Below are 19696 nucleotides of genomic sequence, written 5' to 3'. Positions count from 1 at the left end.
ATCAAGCGGATATTCGTAAACCGCTCTGCTGCCTGCTTACAGCCAAATAACTGCTTCGCAGTTTGATTTGGTCAAAAAACCGAATATGGTTTATGACAAAATCCTGTCATATATTGGAAACGCACATTCTCCTGAATGATTAACGAACAACACATGCTCTGAGGTTTTACATTATCACTTAATCATTTTAAAGGAGGATTTTTTATGCCAAAAAACAAATTTCAGGAAGTTATCTTTACCCTTATCATGGTATTTTTCATGGTTTACGCCATGATTTGCTACAACATTTCCCTGAACACAGGGAGTATGACAAACCGTGTGTTCCTTGACGCTTTTCATGAACTGGTGATCATGGGACCGATCGCATTTATCCTTGACTTCTTCCTTGTATCCAAGCTTGCTTTTGGTTGTGCAATGCGCATGGTAGATTTCAAAAGCTGCCATCCGTTCAGCAGGATCCTTGCGATCTCCGTTCCTTCCGTTGCTTTCATGTGCCCGTTAATGAGCCTCGCGGCAACCATTCTCTTTAAGGATGCAGGAAATCAGTTTGTAGCTGTATGGCTTCAGACAACCGCATTCAACTTCCCGATGGCATTCTTCTGGCAGCTAATCTATGCAGGTCCGATCGTACGTTTTATTTTCAGACATATCTTTCCTGAAAAGGAAAACGTAAAAGAAGCGACAGAAACTATGTAAAATTAAAGAAAGCACATTGCTATGGTTGAACCACCCCAAAAGTCATACTTTCCGGTGGCGGCTCATTCCATACAATGTGCTTTTTATTTTTCACGCGAATCTTTCTCATCGGATCTTCGAATCTCTCAGACTGTTTTCTTTAATTCCGGCATCTTAAGTATCTTCACGATCAGCGGGATCACCATAATGACCCAGACTATCGGTTCTGCTACGATCACGCCGGTATATCCGAGAAGTGGCACCAGAGTCACCGCGATCACTACTTTTCCGATCATCTCCAGCGCACTGGAAACCAGAGGGATCACCGTTTCTCCAAGGCCCTGCATAGCATTTCTGAGGACACTGATCACAGCCGTTACGAAATAAAAGATCGTATCAAATTTAAGATAATTGGCGGCATTGCGGATCACCGTTTCATTATGGCTTCCTGTGACCAGATAGATCAGCTGTTTTCCAATGGTAAAACTGAAGATCACAGTCATCACGGACCAGATACAGGTATACAGAACTGCAAGACCAATTCCATAGCGTACCCGGTCCATTCTCCCTGCACCTGCGTTCTGGCCACAGAAGATCGCCATGGTCTGGCCGAACACGCCAAACATGATCATAAACATCTCTGTGATCTTACGAGCTGCTGTATGTGCCACAATGATATCTCTTCCCAGCCGATTGATGGAGGTCTGAAGTGCCAGTGTACCAAGATTTACAAGAGAGCTTACAAGTCCCATAGAAAGTCCGGCACTCAGCATATTTTTCATCATATTTCTTTCGAGACCGAAAAAATCCTCTTTTTTCAGCCGTAGGATCTCATACCTGCGGATCATGTAAAACCAGCATATAAGAAATGCCAGCGTCTGTGAAAGTACCGTGGCAACGGCAGCTCCCTGAACTCCTGCTTTTACTACCAGAATAAAAAACAGATCTCCTGCGATATTTAAAGTTACAGACACTGCCAGGATCACAAGAGGCGTCACCGTATCCCCAAGTGCGCGCAGAGATGCCGCGCAGGTATCATAAAGAAACGTTGCCAGCATACCTGCGATAATAATAAAGATATACTGCCTGGCAGTTCCCGTCAAATGATCCGGAACATTCAGGAACCTCAGGATCGGATGCAGAAACAAAAGTCCCAAAACAGTCAGGATCAGAGAAATCACGCTGCCCATTACAAGAGACAGCGCAAAAGATTTTCGTACTTCTTCCCGGTTTCCGGCACCGAATTTCTGTGCGGTAACAATGGCAAATCCATTTGCAAGGCCCATCAGAAAACCGATGATCAGACCGCTTAAAGGACTGGTGGCCCCTACTGCCGCCAGCGCATCTTCTTTAAGAAAGCTTCCCACGATCCGGGTATCTGCCAGGCTGTACGTCAGCTGCAAGAGATTTCCCAGAAATACAGGAAGCGCAAAGGACAGGATCAATGTGGAAGGCTTCCCTTTTGTCAAGTCTTTCATGTCATCCTCCCTCAGTCAACGATATCATTCTGAAAACGGGAAAGATGCTCATAAGGAAGGATCATCCTTCCGCGGAACAGTCCGCAGCCATCATTGATCAGGCTGTTGTTTACCGCACCAAACATATTAACGTCCAGCGCAGCAAGATCCAGTCCAAGAAGCCGCATACCCCGCTCATAGGCCTCGTCAAAATAGATACATTCCCCCTGGGGAACCGCGTCCCTTCTCCTGCGTTCACTTTCCTGTTTTTTCTCATAGCTTAAATGGTTGGCGGAACCAATCTCCGCAACATCATCCATTTCTTTGGTCCGCAGCTGTACTTCCATATAGCTTCGGGAACTGTTATCATAAAACGTGATATGCAGAGACTGATAATCATCCTCACTGTTATTACAGATGTAATCCCTATAGTAAGGCTTTGCTTCTCTGCTGAGCAGTGGCGATGTACTTTCCTGCACTCCTCTGGCCGGCTCTGCGGTAAATCCTCTTTCTTCCAGAAATCCCGGAAGTATATTGGCGATCTCATAAAGATAACGAAGCTCTTCTTCTCTGACATTCTCACCATTTTTCAGATGACATCTGGGCATGGCGATAACGATCCTGTAGGCAATAAAATCGCGGAAACAGCTTAACCGTTCCTTGATCTGGGATACAGAAGGATATTCCCCATATTCTTTATAGTAGTCATAAATAAATTCTACTACATATCCGTTAAATTTTTCCTCCGCACGGATCAGGGATTTGATTCTTCCCTTGAAGGTAAACGCCAGAAACGGATATTCCCCTGCCATATATTTATAAAATTCCCGAATCTTCTGAGACTGGGCAGTGAGGAAATCATTATGCTCCAGAAGCTCCTGGATCTGGATCAAAAAATTACAGTGTACCAGATCGATCTCATTGTGTTTTTCCTTCGCCTCTATCCTAAGATCCCGAATGTATTTCTTCAGTATCCGGAGAAGAGTATCTCCGGAATACAGATAATCGTTTAATGTTATCATTTGTGTTTCTCTTTTCTATTTTAGTCTTTTCAAGATCACATATTTACAACAACTGCTGGATGATCTGTGCTCCTGTCTTTTATTTATTTCAGTTTTTCATGGAAAAAATCTGCGATCCGGTTCCATACCTCATCCTGGAAAAACTGGATATCTGCATGGTCTGCACCATCCAGTGTCAGCAAAGTAACATCACAGTCTTTTTTCTCCAGAAGTCCGTATAAAGTTTCCGACTGAACATAAGGAACGACCTGATCGCAGTTGCCATGGATGATCAGAAATGGCGGTGCATCCTTCGTAACCTTGGAAACCGGACTGCTCTGGTATGCCTTTTCTTTATTTAACATGGAATTAAATCCAAGCAGAAGGGATTCTGCGGAAGAAGCACATTTTTCTGCAGATTCACACGGAAATGCGGAAAGATCCGTAGGCGGATACCATGGGCAGGCAGCCTGTACCTTACTGGATTCTTCCAGATACTCTCCCACATCCAGAGCCGGATCATTGTCCAGCGCAGCCATACAGGTAAGATATCCTCCGGCAGACTCTCCCATAACTCCTATCTGCTCTTTGTTGATGCGGAACCGGTCTGCATGGGCTTTCAGATAACGGATAGCTGCCTTTACATCCTGCAGCGGCATGGGATACGGGCCCTGATTGGAAGTACGATACTCCACACTTGCCACTACAAAACCACTGGATGCCAGTCTGCTCAGATAAAGATTATGTGCGGATTTATCCATCATCAGCCATGCGCCTCCGCAGATCCAGAGGATGCAGGGATAGATTTTTCCATCTTTTGTTTCTGGATAGATTATATCCAGTTTCAGATCCCGCCTGCAATGTCCGAACCAGGAGTCCACCTGTGCGTAAGTAATATCATTTACTGTAATATACTGAGGCTTCTCTGCTGGAAGCTTCAGTGTCTTTTTTTCTGCTTTTGTCATAATCTATCTGCCTCTTTTCTTCTGATCATTTTATCTTTGAAATATTTTTCTTTTATTTTATCACAATACTGCTTTTTCTGCTTTTATTTTCCGGAGAAAAAGCACTCTTTTTCTGCAAAACAGGGTTTTGATCTTTTTGTTCATAAATCCCTCCTCTTTGTAAGTAAAATTGTTTGTCAGCAATAACAAAAAGCTGTTATAATAGATTTTCTCTATTACAACAGCTTTGTTTTCCTACTTTTGGAATGGATTTATTATATTATAAGTTTTTTTCTCTGTCAACGCCCTCAGACAATTTCACAGCTTTTCTTTATCAGTAAACCTGTATCCTGCTTTCTCAGATCTGATACCAGCGGATCTCATTAGCTTCCAGATGAAGGTCAAAGCTCTTTCCATCCCCTGTGTAAACCGTAGTGTCCTGTGGCTCATAGGTGTTGTTTACCACACAATACTTTTTATTTTTCACATAAGCATGTACTTCCACATTATAATTGGAAGAAAACCAACGGTGAAGCTCACCTTCCGCTGCCGCTGACCAGAGTACGGCTCTGTAAAGAATACGGCTGTTGCAAAAGCTGTACGGAAGTCCGCTGATATAAACGCCCCGGCCTTTTCCGAAGGTTTTTACTGCCATCTGGACTTCCTGATCTTTCTGGATAAGGATCTTCGTATCCGGAAGTGCAAAGATATTCTTTTTCCCCTCACCGAAATCTACGGTTCCATCTGTATCCTTCAGGATAAAATGATCTTTATGCTCTTCCCAGTTGTATTTATCGGTATTAAGATTAAATCCTCTTTCTTCCTCTACACCAAGGATGTCATCCAGCTGGAAGAATTTTCCCTGCCACTGATGAGCTGCCGGTTCACCGACGCCAATAAATCCGCCGCCATTATAGACAAATTTCCGCACTGCTGTAAGGATTTCCGGATCTGCCCAGTTCTCACCACCGGACTGTGCAGTATCCGCATCACCTACATTGATGATCACATCAAAATCATTCAGCAGATCTTTATCCTGACGGATATCATCAAAGCTGATAAAGGACACATCAAAAGGCGCACCGCTTAATGCCTCGATAATTCCGAAATAGGAATAATTCTGCTTGTAATAGATGGCATGATGTACCATATGGTTGCCCCAGGAGCGCATTTTTCCCCAGCAATTTAAAACAGCCACACGTTTTACACAGTATGGTGTGGTTCCCTGGATATTGTCGTAGAGCACACGGAATTCCTGGCAGACTTCCTTGATATACTGTACAAAATCCGGAAATTCCAGAGCCAGTTTCAAATAACCGCCGTATCCAATTCTCTGGATCGGACTTCGAAGGATAGCTCTTCTTGCAGTCACCCAGTTTACTTTTGCCTCTTTTACAGGATCCCCGCCCTCATGGAAGGTGTCCGGGAAAAAGTACGGCAGAAATCTTCCCTCTGTATATTTTACATGTTTAATATCACTGAACAAACGTAGGGTCGCTCCGTTTCCGACGCTTCCCACTACCGCATCCAGCCCGATGGAAGCAAACTCATCCATAAAGGGCTCCATACCGATCCAGTGATCGCCCATGAACATCATGGCCTCTTTTCCGTATTCATGGACAATGTCTACCATTTCCTTTGCAAGCTTCGCCACTTCCCGTCTCTGGAAAGCCTGGAAATCTTTAAATTCTTTTGATGGGATACGGTAGGTGTTGTTCATATATCCCTGATCAATGATAAACTCCGGACGGAACTTATATCCCACTTCCTGCTCAAACTGTTCCAGAATATAGGGGCTCACCGAAGCGGAATATCCAAACCAGTCTACATATTTTTCCCGTGCCATCTCATCAAAGATCAGTGTGAACTGGTGAAAAAATGTAGTAAATCGTACTACATTCACATAATCATGGGAATCCAGAAATCTGCGGAGGCGATCCATGGAATGTGCACGTGTTGCGGGCTGACGCACATCAAAAGTGATCTGAGGCTCTACATCCTTCCAGTCATTGACAACTGCATTGTACATATGTACCGGATCCCACATGATATATGCAAGAAAACTTACCGTATACTCATGAAACTCTTTCGCCGGCCTGATCACAACATTTCCGTTTTTTTCATCGTATGACCATTCCTCTGTACTGACAGCTTCCCCTGTAGTCCGGTCAATGACTTCCCACCATCTTCTGATATCATCTCTTGTATTCACAGCCAGCATATCCGGATACAGATGATCCATCAGATGGATTTCCAGAGTATCCGACACTGCCGTGTGAAAGGATGTCATGATATACATCTGCTGGATTTCTTCCGGATGGGCCTTTGCCCAGGCATTGTCCTTTCTGGTGGTATAATAAGTTGCATAAATCTTTGCGCCGGTTTTCTTCAGCTCTGCTGGAAATTCCGTTCCGTCACAGTCACGGATGGCATCTGCACCCCACTCATCCAGCATTTTCAGTGTCTCCGGGATCACATCCAGATCTGTCGGAATGGTCACTCTTCCTTTTGTTTCGCTCATCACTTTACCTCCATTGTAAAAATCCCTGTTTTTTTATTTCTGATATTTTTTCACGATCGTCTGCATAGTATCCCATTTCTGTTCCATATCAGCCACCAGCTTAAACTGTGTGCGGCAGCGGTCCAGATTGTGTTCTTCCCGGTCGATCTTAAAATAATGATCTCCTTCCAGATAATCGGTAAGAAAGCGAATGCCACATTCATAAGTCATCACCTTAGCTCCCATGGGAAGCATCTCGATCTCTTTTGCACTAAGCTTATCTCCACAGCTTTCCAGAAAGCCTTTTACATAGATTTCATAGAGCTCCATATCACAGGAAACTTTGCTTAAATCTTTCTCATCCTCCAATGCAGTGCTGGCCCCGAAACGAATGGAATCTCCAAAATCATTCATGGCAAGTCCCGGCATAACCGTGTCCAGGTCCACTACACAGATTCCCCTTCCTGTTTCCAAGTCGATCATAACGTTATTCAGCTTCGTATCGTTGTGCGTTACCCGAAGGGGCACCTCACCTTTTGCCAGAAGCTCACCGAATACATTTGCCAGATACTCATGCTGAAACGCAAATGCGATCTCTTCTTTTACGGATGCAGCACGATGGCGGCTGTCCTTCTCTATGGCATTTTTCAAAGTCTGAAAACGTTTCTTTGTATCATGGAAATCCTTTATCGTTTCATGCAGAGTCTCTGCCGGGTAATCTGCTAGCATTTCCTGGAATTTTCCAAATGCAACTGCACTTTCATAAAAATCCTCCGGTTTTTCTGCCAGATCATAGCTTACTGCATCGGTAATAAAAATATAAGCTCTCCAGCATTCTCCGTTTTCATCTGTCAGGAATGCCTTCCCGTCCTTTGTCGGAATCAGGTTCAGAACCTCCCGTTCCGGATCTCCTCCCTTCTGAAGAACTTTCTTTTTCAGATGCCCGGTGACTCCGGCAATGTTCTCCATCAGTTCTTCCGGTTTCTGAAAGATCTCCCGATTGATCTTCTGAAGGATCACCTTAATGGACCCCATCTCTCCGATCCGATATCTAAGCATATAGGTTTCGTTGATATGCCCGCTTCCGCAGGGGCCGCAGGAAACCAGTTCTCCGGTAAATGCAAACTGATCCGCTATTCTTTTTATCTCTTCTTTTGGTGTACCTGCCATTTTACCTTCTCTTTCCCAGACAGCAGTAAAAAGCATACCGTCCGAAAACAAATATGCTTTATACTTTTTGCTGTGTTTTTTACTGTGATTATTTTTTCCGCTTTAAAATCCTGGTGGCAAGCGGAGCAATATTTTCATCTGTTGATCCGTAGAGAACTTCGTAATCCCCCGAGACAGAAACTGTTTCTGTCTTTTCTCCGAAGTTCTGGATAAACAGATATTCCGTATCCTCATTTTCTCTGGTTGTCACAGAAATACCTTCCGGTATAAATGTAAGCGGCATCTTCACGCCTGCTTCCTCTGCTGCCCTTCCCAGAAAATCCTCATAAAAGGCTGCTTCCATATCTGCCGCCACATAATAAACATGGCCCTTTCCGTATTTCTTGTGAGTCAGTACCGGATACCCCTGATAGAAATCCCTTCCATAACGCAGCAGTACTTCCGCATCGGAAACCTTTGCAAGCTCACAGAGATTTTTGCAGGTATAGCTTTCTGTAATTCTGAGATGATTTCCTGTTTCCGGGATACCTACGTTTTCTTCCCAGTCATAAAGTGCATCGATCTCTTCCGTACGGATACCAGCTGCTTCCATCAGTCCGTGAGGGGTTCCCTCCAGATAGCATTTATCTGTTTCATCTACAAGTCCGGACCAGTAGGAAATTACCAAAGTACCACCGTTTTTTGCAAAAGTGCGAAGCTTTTCGGCATATCCATGATAAAACATGTAGGCCATCGGTGCCGTTACCAAACGGTACCTGGACAGCTCATGTTCCATATTGATGATATCTGTATTATAGCCTTTTCTTCGGAGAGCACGATACTGTTTCAGTACAGTTTCCTGATAATGCATATCCTCGTTTCGAGGTCCCTGCGCATCCTTCAGCGCCCAGTCATTTTCCCGGTCATAGAGAACAGCCACCGGAGACTTCGTCACGCTTCCAGCAGTTTCCCGGATCTGCTCCAACGCTTCTCCTACCTCTGTCACTTCGCGGAAAATACGAGTATCATCCCCACCGTAGTGATCGATCACCGCACCATGGAATTTCTCAGAGGCTCCCTGGCTCTGACGAAGCTGGAAATACAGAACACTGTCTGAACCATGAGCAACTGCCTGCAGAGAGGCAGCCAGATGTATTCCTGGTTTTTTCAGCTTGTTGATAGGCTTCCAGTTGGTCGCAGAGGGACAGGATTCCATCAGAAGAAACGGTGCTTTCTTGATGCTTCGCATAAGATCATGCTGCATGGCTCCGTCCAACGCTGTGGTATAATTGTCTTTTTTATGCCAGCTTGGATAATTATCCCAGGATGCAATATCCATAACATCCTTAAATTTTTTATAGTCCAGTCCGTTGTAGTCATACATCAGATTGGCGGTTGCCGGAAGCTCGGAACCACCTGCACGGATCGCAGAAATCTCATGCTTCATAAAATCCACAGTCCTGTCTGTAACAAAACGTTTCCAGTCCAAGGTAAGTGCATGAAGAGCATTTTCCCCCTTTGGCGAAGGACTTTCGATCTGATCAAAGCTGTTATAGGTATGGCTCCAAAACGTTGTGCACCAGCTGGAATTTAAATTTTCGATGGTCCCGTATTTTTCTTTCAGCCATTCCCGGAATTTTTCCCGGCACAGAGGACAGTGGCATTCTCCACCATATTCATTGGAAATATGCCACAAAAGCACTGCGGGATGTTTTCCGAAACGTTCAGAAAGCTTCTTATTAATATTGTAGACTTTTTCCCTGTATACTGGAGAAGTATAACAGTGATTATGTCTTCCACCGAAAAATCTTCTTGTGCGATCCGGATCCATGCGAAGAACTTCTTCATATTTATCTGCCATCCATTTCGGTCTTGCTCCGGATGGTGTGGAAAGTATCGTATAAATTCCTTCTTTATACAGATTATCGATCACTTCTTCCAGCCAGTCAAAGTTATATTTCCCCTCTTCCGGCTCCAGCACTGCCCAGGAAAACATTCCCATGGAAACGGTATTGATATGGGCTTTTTTGAAATATTCGATATCTTTTTTCAGAATATCCGGTCTGTCCAGCCACTGCTCAGGGTTGTAATCGCCGCCGTGCAGATAATGGCCGTATCTGATCTGCTCTGCCATTTTTTTATCTCCTTATGATTTATTCGCATCAAGCGGACAAAGTCATCCGCTCCGCTACGAAGCTTTATACCAGGCAACTGATCCACAGTTGATCTGGTATAAAAAGAATGCTGCGTGATCCAGTTAAAGCATATTATACAATATACCTAAAGATTTCAGCAGCATCCTTTTTGTTTTAAAATTATTTTACAGCTCCAGTAATACCCTCTGCGAACTGTTTCTGTAATACGAAGAATACGATCATAGTCGGAATGGAACAGAATAATACGCCGCACATCAGCATGCCGTAATCCGTTACATATCCTGTGATCAGATTGGCGATCAACATCGGCATGGTCATCGCCTTATTATCTGTCATGATTACCTTCGGCCACAGATAGGAATTCCATGCATTCATAAATGTGATAACTGCTGCCGCCGCATAAGTAGATTTCATAGTCGGGATAAACATCTGGAAAAAGATCCTTACCTCACTTAATCCGTCAATACGAGCTGCTTCAATGATATCGATCGGGAATGCTCTTGCATTCTGACGGAACATCATGATCATAAATGGCGTGGAGATGATCGGAAGGATAAAACCTACCGCTGTATTTAAGAGGCCTGCTTTGGAGAACATCTTAAATAACGGAACCATTGTGGCAACCTGAGGAACCATCATTGCAAGAAGCAGGATGGAGAACAGTCTGTCTTTCCATCTGTCATGATATACCTCAAATCCATAACCTGCGATAGAGCAGATCAGAAGACAGATAACAGTAGTCAGAACCGCATAAAACAGAGAGTTTCCAAGTGCTCTCCACAGCGGCTGCTGTGCTGTCAGGTTCTTAAAGTTCTGCATGAAATATGTACCCGGAAGAATCCGGCCTCTGGATACATCTGTGGATGTATTGGTTGCTGCGGAGATCATCCAGTACAACGGAAATACAGAGATAAATGATACGATGATCAGGAAAATATATGTAGGGATCAATCTTCTCTGGATCGCGGATTTGTTCTTTTTCTCAGTCACGTGTATCACCTACTTTCAAGTTGATAAAGGCCAGGATAGCTACCATGATAAATATGATAAATGACATTGCTGCAGCATATCCGAAGTTTGGCACATTAATAAAACATGTATTGTAAACATAGTGAGACATTGTGATGGTTGAGTTAGCCGGGCCACCTTTTGTCAGGTTGACAGACTCATCGAACAACTGCAGTGTACCATTAATAGACATGATGAATGTCATGATGATCGTCGGTTTCAGAAGCGGTACTGTAATCTTCCAGAAAGTCTTCCAGCCATTGGCTCCATCGATCTTTGCTGCCTCATATACGGAATATTCGATATTCTGAAGTCCCGCAAGATAAAATACCATGTTATATCCAGTCCATCTCCAGATCAGCGCGATGATAATAACAATCTTTGCACTTGTGGAGTTTCCAAGGAAGTTATAACCGGTTGTTAAAATTCCAAGTTTGATCAGGATACTGTTGATCAGGCCATCTGTTGCAAACATGGAACGGAAGATCAGGGAATAAGATACAAGAGATGTCGCACATGGAAGGAATACGCATGTACGGAAAAATCCTTTGAATTTCAGATCTTTGTTATTCAGAAGCTGTGCGAGCAGGATCGCAAGGACCAGCATGATCGGCACCTGGATAATAAGATACAGAAATGTATTGACAATGGACTGCTGGAATACCTTATCCACCATAATACGTTTATAGTTACTGAAGATCGGATCCGCAAACCTCATGTTTGCTCCGGCACCTGTCTGTAAAGAAATGATAAATGCGCGGATCATCGGATAAAAACTCATGACAGCGATCATAATGGTTGCCGGTGCCAGAAAGATCCAGCCGGCCGCTCTTTGTTTCGCTACCAGAGACATGCCACTTTTTTTGGAATTCACAGGAACTCCTCCTTTCAAACATCTAAACCTTTACATAAGACAAGGGACTGCATGCAGTCCCCTGCTCTGTATTTCATTAATATTTCAGCTTTACTCTGTCATCTTGAATGCCAGTGTATCCTGTGCTTCCTGAAGTGCAGATTCTTTATCTGCGCCGTTTACAATATTAACAACAGCTGTGTTGATGCACTCTCTTGCCTCATAGTGGTACGGAGTTTTTGTAAATTCCGGAATGTGTGAAGAGTACTCTACAATTGTTGAGAAGATCGGCTGGTTATTGAAGAACTCGCTTGGCTCATTGTAAACCTCAGACTCACCAGCCGGCAGGTAGCAGGAAATTGCACCTGTTTCCGGAAGGATTGCATCATAGAAGTCTGTGCTGGAACCAAATGTACTTGCAAGGAAGTCCTCAGCAAGCTCTACATTCTTGCAGTTAGATGTAATGTACCAGGAAGATCCGCCATTGTTTGCATAGTTTGTAGCTGTATCAACGCCGTCAACTTTCGGCATTGTTGTGATCTGCCACAGACCCTTCTGATCCTCTGTTCCCATCAGTGTAGCTGTGATCCAGTTACCGTTAACGATACCGGCAGCCTCTCCGCCTGTGATTGTGGAGATGTACTCATCCCAGTTATTTACTAATTTAACAACATTGTTCTTTACAAGATCCACATAAAGATCTACGCATTTCTCTGCTACATCGTTGCCAACGATATAAGCCTCTCCGTCATCATTTACGAAGTTTGCTCCACAGGACTGGATCATCATCATCAGAGTATCGCCACCTGTTGCTTCACTTGTAAGGAGATATTTACCTGTTTTTTCGTGAACGTCTTTTCCGATCTCCATGAATTTGCTCCATGTGATATCTGTAAGATCATCAATGGTATATCCTGCTTCTTCCAGGATATCTGTACGATAGCAGGCAATTGTTGCACCGTTATCAAACGGAACTCCGTAATGTGTGTCATCTACCATGGAGTAGGACTGTTTCAGTTTTCCGAAATCATCCCAGTTGATATCCATATCCTTCAGATCTGTGAAAGCATCCGGATAACTCTTCAGATACTTCTGATAGCTGTTGTCCTGCATCAGAACGATGTCCGGAAGTGTGCTGTAATCTCCGGCGTTTGCTGCTGTTGTAAGTTTGGTCTGGCAGTCATCAGAAGATGTCTCAACTACATCAACCTTGAATCCTTCGTGATCCTTTGCATACTGCTCACCTGCAATATTCATAGCCTTGATGTTGAAGTTCTGATCCCATGCCCATACAGTCAGGGTGTTATCGTCATCACCTTTTGCATATACTGCTGTAGTAGTTGCAGCAAAAGACATTGCCATGATACCTGTCATTAATACTGCGAGTAATTTTTTCTTCATTTACTTTTCCTCCTTTATTAAGCATTTCCCGTTTGCTTATGAATGGATTATAGCATACGTATTTCCTCTATAGTTTGCAGAATTGTTCATATAATGTGCAATTTCAACTATTTTATTGATTGTGCACTATTGTCACGCTATATTTTTACAAAAAATATGCACTTTGAGGATTTTTTCTTTTTACATTCGTCAGGATGCCCCAAAAAAACCTTCTTTTTTGACATTGTGCGAACATTTTTTGTCAAAAAAGAAGGTTTTTGTTTCTATTTCATAAAATTTTATGTTGTTTTTCATACATATTTCACAAACATTTCTGCATATTATGCAAAATAAACCCTTTCAGGAAACTGCGTTTTCATCGTATGCAGCATTTCCTCTGTCAGATCCAGAAGAAGTTTTATTTTACGTCCATCTTCCTGAATGATCATGGTATAGTAAGGCACATCATCTTCATAAGAGGTATAATCGTATTTTTTCAGTTTCTCCGTTCCGGTATTCTTTTTATATTTTGCCACTTTTTCATGATAGTGAGGTGCTGTCACTTCCATCTCCTCAAGCTTCAGCACGTGAGCTGTTTTACGATATTTTTTACCATAGATCACATCTATGGTCAGTTGTCCGTTTTCCATGGTATATTCATAGTCTCTCTGGCTGAATATGTCATAAGCAAAGTAAAGCAGCGCCAGAAGAAATCCCGGAAGCATGAATGCCTGAGAGATCGTGATACCCATCAGTACAAAAATTGCCGCAAAGATCACCATTACTTTTCTGAGAGCTCCTGACATATGTTTCTTTTTTCTGGAGACCTGCTCCACAATCCTGTAATCGTACATTTCTTACCTCTTTCTATCTGCCTGATCCGCATACAGTCTGATATTTCTATTCTGTCGTGACAGATCCACAGATCTGGTTTTGTTGTTTTACCAGCCTTCCTCTGAATGGATGTCAAACTTAAGAAGCTGCTGTTCATAGTTCTCCGGACGTTTTCTCCACTCCAGCGGTGTCATTCCCGTAACCTGACGAAAATTCCGATTAAATGTGGAATTGGTGGTAAAGCCACACTTATGTGCTATATCTGCAATTGGCTGATCTGTTTTTTTCAGATAATCACAGGCCGCCTGGATACGGATCGTATTGATGTATTCCAGCGGGCTCATCTTCATGTAAGTCGTAAATATCCGGCGCAAATGAGTTTCACTGATATGACAGTATTCTGCCAGTTCGTCAATACGAAGATCCTCCATGTAATGATCAGAAATATAATCCTGGAACCTGGATATCATATCCATGACTTTTCCTCTGCCTTCGCTGTAACGTTCTTCGCCTGAATCCCGGTTTATCCTTGCGATTTCCACAAGAAGCGATGCCAAAACTCCCTTAGCTTCTTCCAGATAAAATTCCTCTCCATCCCGCATGATATCCAGGATCTTAAGGATCTTACCTGCCATGGATCGGTTTTCTTTTTCATTCAGAAAAAGTGATCTGGAGTTGATCCGCTGAACGATTTTTTCTTTTTTTACCGAATTATTAATAAATTTATCCAGGAATCCTTCTACATCAATAAAAAGATACTCCCAGCGGCTGATAGTTCCAATATCACTGTTTGTGGTATGTGGATAATTGGATGGGATCACCGTAAAATCCCGGTCATGAAACTGTACCTTATCCTCTCCAAGTATCATAAATCCCTGTCCTTCATAGCAGAATCCGATTTCCAGATAATTATGAAAATGGAGATAATCGATATCGTTCCCATAATTCTGAACCCACTTCTGTCCAAGCAATGCAAGGATGGGGCTCCCCTCCGGCATCTTATAATATCGAAACTCCATTTTGGGTTTTCGTTTTTTTGCCACAAATATTCCTCCGTATGTTTTCTGTTCCAATATTTACTGATCTTTCTGTTATATTACAGCCATACATAAAAAAAAGCAACCTGCAGGATAACAATACTTGATAACTCTTGTTTCTGCAGATTGCAATTTTTATTTATATCAGCTATTTACTTTTTATCTGTTTATTCCTCATCCAGGTAATATCTTCCATATGCATCTGCCGCTTTGATTGCTGCAAATACAGTTTCCGGTGTAACTTCAAATGGCATGTTGTGAAGTGTATCATTCTCCGCACATGCAGTTGTGGCAACTTCCATAAGCTGCTCATCAGTTACTTTCCCAGCTCCAAGCTCTGCCAGAGTAACAGGAAGTCCTACTTCAATGCACCATAAGATGATCTCTTCCAGATCTTCCTGGGGAATATTCTCCAGTACCAGCTGTGTGATGGTTCCGAATGCAACTTTTTCTCCATGATACATATGATGGCATTCTTCCAGTACAGTAAATCCGTTATGGATCGCATGTGCACCTGCAAGTCCTGCACTTTCAAAACCAATTCCAGAAAGAAGTGTATTAGCCTCAATCACTTTCTCAACTGCCGGTGTGCATACGCCTGCTTCCAGAGCTATCTTAGCTTTTACGCCCTCATCCATCAAGGTATTAAAACAAAGTTCAGCCAGTGCCATGGCAGCCTCTGTTGTCTTACCTCCTGCACAGGAAGTTGCTCCGCTTCTCTTGCATGCCCTTGCCTCAAAATATGTTGCCAGTGCATCTCCCATACCAGCCACAGTAAGACGAACCGGCGATTTGGTGATGATATCTGTATCCATCAGAACAAGATTCGGATTCGCCGGAAGAAACAGATATTTTTCAAAAACTCCTTCTTCTGTATAAATAACAGACAAAGCACTGCAAGGGGCATCTGTAGATGCGATCGTCGGACAGATAAATACCGGTGTTCCCGCATAGTATGCAACTGCCTTCGCTGTATCAAAGATCTTTCCTCCACCAATACCAATGGTAAGATCACACTGCTCATCTTTTACGATCTTTACCAGACGATCAATCTCACTGTTACAGCATTCTCCGTTAAAATAATCAAAAACCACCTCACAGGTACTCTCAGCAAAGCTCTCTTCGATCGTTTTACCGATTCTTTTATATCCGCCTTTACTGATCAGAACCAACGCTTTTTTTCCGCTCTTTGCAGCATAAGTTCCAAGATTCTTCATTTCTCCCGCACCCTGTAAATATTTGGACGGACTGATTAAAATTTTCGCCATTTTATACTTCCTTTCTTTGTTTTCAGAAGTCAGCCTCCGCATCCGGCTTTTGTATTTATATTATAATTGCTGTATTTTTTTATTGCAAGGAGTATTTGAGGATTTATGCAGCATCACCTGAGTTACTGTTACTGTTCACTCTGTTCCTAGTAATATACTTTGTGATCACATGAAAATCAGTTACAGCCAGCTTTCCAGAACATCATTCAGCTTATTCATATCCAGCGGTTTCGCGATATGTCCATTCATGCCTGTATTTTTGGCCAGCTGTACATCTTCTGCAAAAGCATTGGCAGTCATGGCAACAATAGGCAGTTTTCCCTTTTCACCCGGAAGGCTCCTGATTGCTGCAGTTGCCTCATAACCATTCATGACAGGCATTTGGATATCCATAAAAACAAGATCATACAATCCTTCCGGAGAAGCTTCCACTTTTTCAACTGCAATTTTCCCATTTTCTGCCGTTTCCACTTTTGCACCTGTCATCTGTAAAATTTCACCAGCAATTTCTCTGTTCAACTCATTATCCTCAACCAGCAGAATCCTTTTTCCCGTGTAGTCTGATTCTGACAGCTTCTCCAGATAATTTCTTGCTATTTTTTCTTTTCTTCCTGAAGTAAACTGCCGCAGTGTTGCCGTCAGCCGGGAACGGAACAGCGGTTTTGCAATAAAAGCATCTACACCTGCAGCCTTTGCTTCTTCTTCAATTTCGCTGAATTCATAGGATGTCAGTACAATGATGGGGATCTCTTTTCCTATCCGTTTCCGGATCTGTCTGGCAGTTTCTATACCATCCATCTCCGGCATCTTCCAGTCTAAAATAACAGCAAAGTAATCATCTTTCAACTCATGCCGTGCATAACAGCGCTCAACCGCTTCCCTGCCAGAGAGAACCCATTCACCCATAATACCGATTTCCTTTAATGTTGCAACTGTACTTTCACAGCATGTCCTATCATCATCCACAACCAGGACCGGCAGATTCATCAGATCTCTGTCCTGTTCTTTTTCTTTTTCCTGAAGCTCCAGATAAATTGTTACTGTGATTTTAGTTCCCTTGTGCAAGGTACTGTCCACTTTAATAGTGCCATTCATCAGGTTCACAATATTTCTGCTGATTGCCATTCCCAGACCAGTTCCCTGGACTCTGGTTGTCCGGTGGTCATCCGCGCGGCTGAACGGCTCAAACATGATTTTCTGGAATTCCGGTGACATACCGATTCCATTATCCTCAATCGTAAATTCATAGCATCCAAGTTCTGAAAATCCATTTGGCTTTTCCTCTATGGAAAAAATAATATTCCCGCCATCCGGTGTATACTTGATCGCATTACTCATCAGATTCACAAATACCTGCTGAATTCTCAAGCTGTCACCACAGACAGCCTCATGTTCAATATGATTGATGTGTATATCAAAATTATGTTTATGTTCATCAAGCACCGGTTTCGTGAGTGTAATAAGATTATCTACCAGCTCTGACAGATTGAAATCTTCCTGTGCCAGTGTCATTTTTCCTCTTTCAATACGTGCCATATCCAATACTTCATTGATCAGCCCCAGCAGATGGCGGCTTGATTCTGTGATCTTGCCGAGGCATTCAATGACTCTGTCCTGGCTCTCAACATTTGCTCCTGCGATTGCTGTCAGACCCACAATCGCATTCATTGGTGTCCGGATATCATGGGACATATTGGAAAGGAATTCTGTTTTCGCACGATTTGCATTTTCTGCGGACCGGTAAGCCTCTTTCAGTGCCTGACGGGATTCAATCTCTGCTTTCTTCTCCTGTGTCACATCCATGGATGCCAGCAATACCTTTTCCAGCTTTCCATTCTTCCATTCCAAGGGAATATAAGAAGCGATTTTATAAGTCTTTTCATCCAGGCTGCAATACTCAAACTTATAAATATCATTTTCACTTTTCAGTTTTTTCCGAATATTATCCGGGGCTATCAGGATATCTATAGCTTCCAATGGTTCCAGTGTCTTATATTTTTCAAGAACCTGCATCTGAAAATCATGATAAAATCCCAGAGGTTTATATATCATCTGTCCATTCAGATTGTAGAATTCATATCTGTCATTTTCCAGATCACAGACAACAAAGCGGTCAACCAGACGCACTATGCTCTGGATCAGCTGCTCCATGGAAGCATTATCTGCTACCATCTGCAGATGCCGTGCGCTCTCTACCTTTGTCTCTGTGATATCACGCAGAAAGATCATGGCATATTCTGAATCCTCTATTTCGCCACGTATGACCACATTGCGGACCCATCGTTCTTCTCCATTCAGAGTGATACGGCACTCTAAAGCCAATTCGGTTTCCAGCCCCTTCAGCCTTTCTGCAATATAACCACGGTCGTAAAAAGAGGATACCGCCTTCTTATCTGTCTCCACAACATAGGAATCCACAAAATGCCGGATCAATTCATCCCACGTATGACTCTGTTCAAAGACTGTCATCAGGGACGGTTCAACCTTAAAGGTATCAAAAGTATTCGCTTCCAGATTCACATAATACTCGCACAAATCTGCTTTCGTAAAAGCCCGGTGGAAAGCAGCAGATTTTTGTGCCTGCATGATTTCTTTTTTCTCCCCATCAATGTTAATAAAAATCCCGGCAATCCTGCTGGCAGAACCATCCAGACGGCGTATTACTTCTGCCGATGCCCGAAACCACTGGTATTGATTATCCTTCATTCTCATACGATACTCTACCTGGTATTTTATCTGGTTCGTCTTATCCTTAATTGCCGCCTGAAGCTGCACCATCACTCTTTCTTTATCCTGTGGATGCAGAAGATCTGACCAGGATTCCAGTTTATTCGGAAAGTCCAGGGTGTCATGATAGCCAAGCATTTTTCGGAATTCATGACTCCAGTTTGCATTCACAATCTCACTGTTTTCGTCACAGTCAAAATACCAGAAGCCGGAATAGATAGCCTCATTGAGCAGTGCCAGATTTACATGATCCCAGTTGACCTGTACGGACATAACCCAGATCTGTCTGCCCGCCTCATCTGTCGCATCCTCTTTACAAAGCCGTACATTATTCACTGTACCGTCTGCTGCAAGGATCTGTGCTTCCCCTGTTCCGTGAAGCTGCAAAAAACGGTCTCGCTCCAGTATATCTTCCTCGTCATAAAAGAAATTTCTCAATGAGCCTTTTGTCTGTTCCATGAAAGTATCGAATGTATATCCTGTACTATGCAACAGCAGATTATCCACAGACAAAATAGACAGGTTTTGGTCATAAGATCCTGTCATTATACCTACCCCGCCATTATTTTCCAGTGTTTTCTGTACGGCCTGTGACATGGCCTGTGTCTGCCCCGTTACAGTCTCACCTAAGGAATATATTTTGTCTTCATAACTTTTCATTTTATAAAAGTCCTCTCTCCGTCTTATGCCTTCTTCATCCTGCTTTT

Annotated in this window: 14 protein-coding genes; 1 reads left to right on the top strand and 13 read right to left on the bottom strand. The window is 43.0% G+C overall.

Going from position 1 to position 19696, the window contains the following annotated elements; all coding sequences use genetic code 11:
• Window positions 1-204: 204 nt before the first annotated feature.
• Window positions 205-696: a DUF2798 domain-containing protein gene (locus CCC17_RS03430; RefSeq protein ID WP_110103019.1), complete on the top strand. Its 492-nt coding sequence runs from the start codon at window positions 205-207 to the stop codon at window positions 694-696.
• Between the two features lie 125 nt (window positions 697-821).
• On the opposite strand, the gene CCC17_RS03425 is transcribed toward CCC17_RS03430, so the two are convergent.
• The 13 genes from CCC17_RS03425 to CCC17_RS03365 form a co-directional block, all read right to left on the bottom strand.
• On the bottom strand, window positions 822-2153 hold the full coding sequence (locus CCC17_RS03425) for an MATE family efflux transporter (RefSeq protein ID WP_110103020.1): 1332 nt from the start codon (window positions 2151-2153) through the stop codon (window positions 822-824).
• Window positions 2154-2164: 11 nt separating this feature from the next.
• Window positions 2165-3154 carry a Guanosine polyphosphate pyrophosphohydrolases/synthetase gene (locus CCC17_RS03420; RefSeq protein ID WP_015524396.1) on the bottom strand — a complete coding sequence of 330 codons (990 nt, stop codon included), beginning with the start codon at window positions 3152-3154 and terminating at the stop codon, window positions 2165-2167.
• A gap of 83 nt (window positions 3155-3237) precedes the next feature.
• A complete protein-coding gene (locus tag CCC17_RS03415) occupies window positions 3238-4098 on the bottom strand; it encodes an alpha/beta hydrolase (RefSeq protein ID WP_287082504.1) in 861 nt (286 codons plus the stop codon).
• Between the two features lie 337 nt (window positions 4099-4435).
• Window positions 4436-6598 (bottom strand): 1,3-beta-galactosyl-N-acetylhexosamine phosphorylase, encoded by a 2163-nt coding sequence (gene gnpA, locus CCC17_RS03410; RefSeq protein ID WP_092072880.1) that lies wholly within the window; start codon window positions 6596-6598, stop codon window positions 4436-4438.
• Window positions 6599-6631: 33 nt separating this feature from the next.
• Window positions 6632-7747, bottom strand: a complete 1116-nt coding sequence (locus CCC17_RS03405) for a phosphotransferase enzyme family protein (protein ID WP_015524392.1) — start codon at window positions 7745-7747, stop codon at window positions 6632-6634.
• Between the two features lie 88 nt (window positions 7748-7835).
• A complete protein-coding gene (locus CCC17_RS03400) occupies window positions 7836-9860 on the bottom strand; it encodes a beta-galactosidase (RefSeq protein ID WP_129974423.1) in 2025 nt (674 codons plus the stop codon).
• A gap of 181 nt (window positions 9861-10041) precedes the next feature.
• A complete protein-coding gene (locus CCC17_RS03395) occupies window positions 10042-10872 on the bottom strand; it encodes a carbohydrate ABC transporter permease (RefSeq protein ID WP_173723223.1) in 831 nt (276 codons plus the stop codon).
• On the bottom strand, window positions 10865-11764 hold the full coding sequence (locus CCC17_RS03390; protein ID WP_129974422.1) for a carbohydrate ABC transporter permease: 900 nt from the start codon (window positions 11762-11764) through the stop codon (window positions 10865-10867). The genes CCC17_RS03395 and CCC17_RS03390 overlap by 8 nt, the downstream gene beginning before the upstream one ends.
• A gap of 90 nt (window positions 11765-11854) precedes the next feature.
• Window positions 11855-13144: an ABC transporter substrate-binding protein gene (locus tag CCC17_RS03385; RefSeq protein ID WP_015524390.1), complete on the bottom strand. Its 1290-nt coding sequence runs from the start codon at window positions 13142-13144 to the stop codon at window positions 11855-11857.
• A gap of 320 nt (window positions 13145-13464) precedes the next feature.
• A complete protein-coding gene (locus tag CCC17_RS03380; RefSeq protein WP_021651763.1) occupies window positions 13465-13977 on the bottom strand; it encodes a hypothetical protein in 513 nt (170 codons plus the stop codon).
• Window positions 13978-14064: 87 nt separating this feature from the next.
• Window positions 14065-15000, bottom strand: coding sequence for a helix-turn-helix domain-containing protein (locus tag CCC17_RS03375; protein WP_287082503.1), 936 nt, complete (start codon window positions 14998-15000; stop codon window positions 14065-14067).
• A gap of 161 nt (window positions 15001-15161) precedes the next feature.
• Window positions 15162-16262, bottom strand: a complete 1101-nt coding sequence (locus CCC17_RS03370; RefSeq protein WP_044961632.1) for a glycerol dehydrogenase — start codon at window positions 16260-16262, stop codon at window positions 15162-15164.
• A 180-nt stretch (window positions 16263-16442) separates the two neighbouring features.
• Window positions 16443-19649, bottom strand: a complete 3207-nt coding sequence (locus CCC17_RS03365) for a hybrid sensor histidine kinase/response regulator (RefSeq protein ID WP_129974421.1) — start codon at window positions 19647-19649, stop codon at window positions 16443-16445.
• Between the last annotated feature and the right edge of the window lie 47 nt (window positions 19650-19696).

The sequence above is a fragment of the Blautia sp. LMAG:36 genome (genome assembly GCF_008680535.1).
Taxonomy (GTDB): domain Bacteria; phylum Bacillota; class Clostridia; order Lachnospirales; family Lachnospiraceae; genus Blautia_A; species Blautia_A fusiformis.
This window is presented reverse-complemented; position numbering and strand designations above follow the sequence as displayed.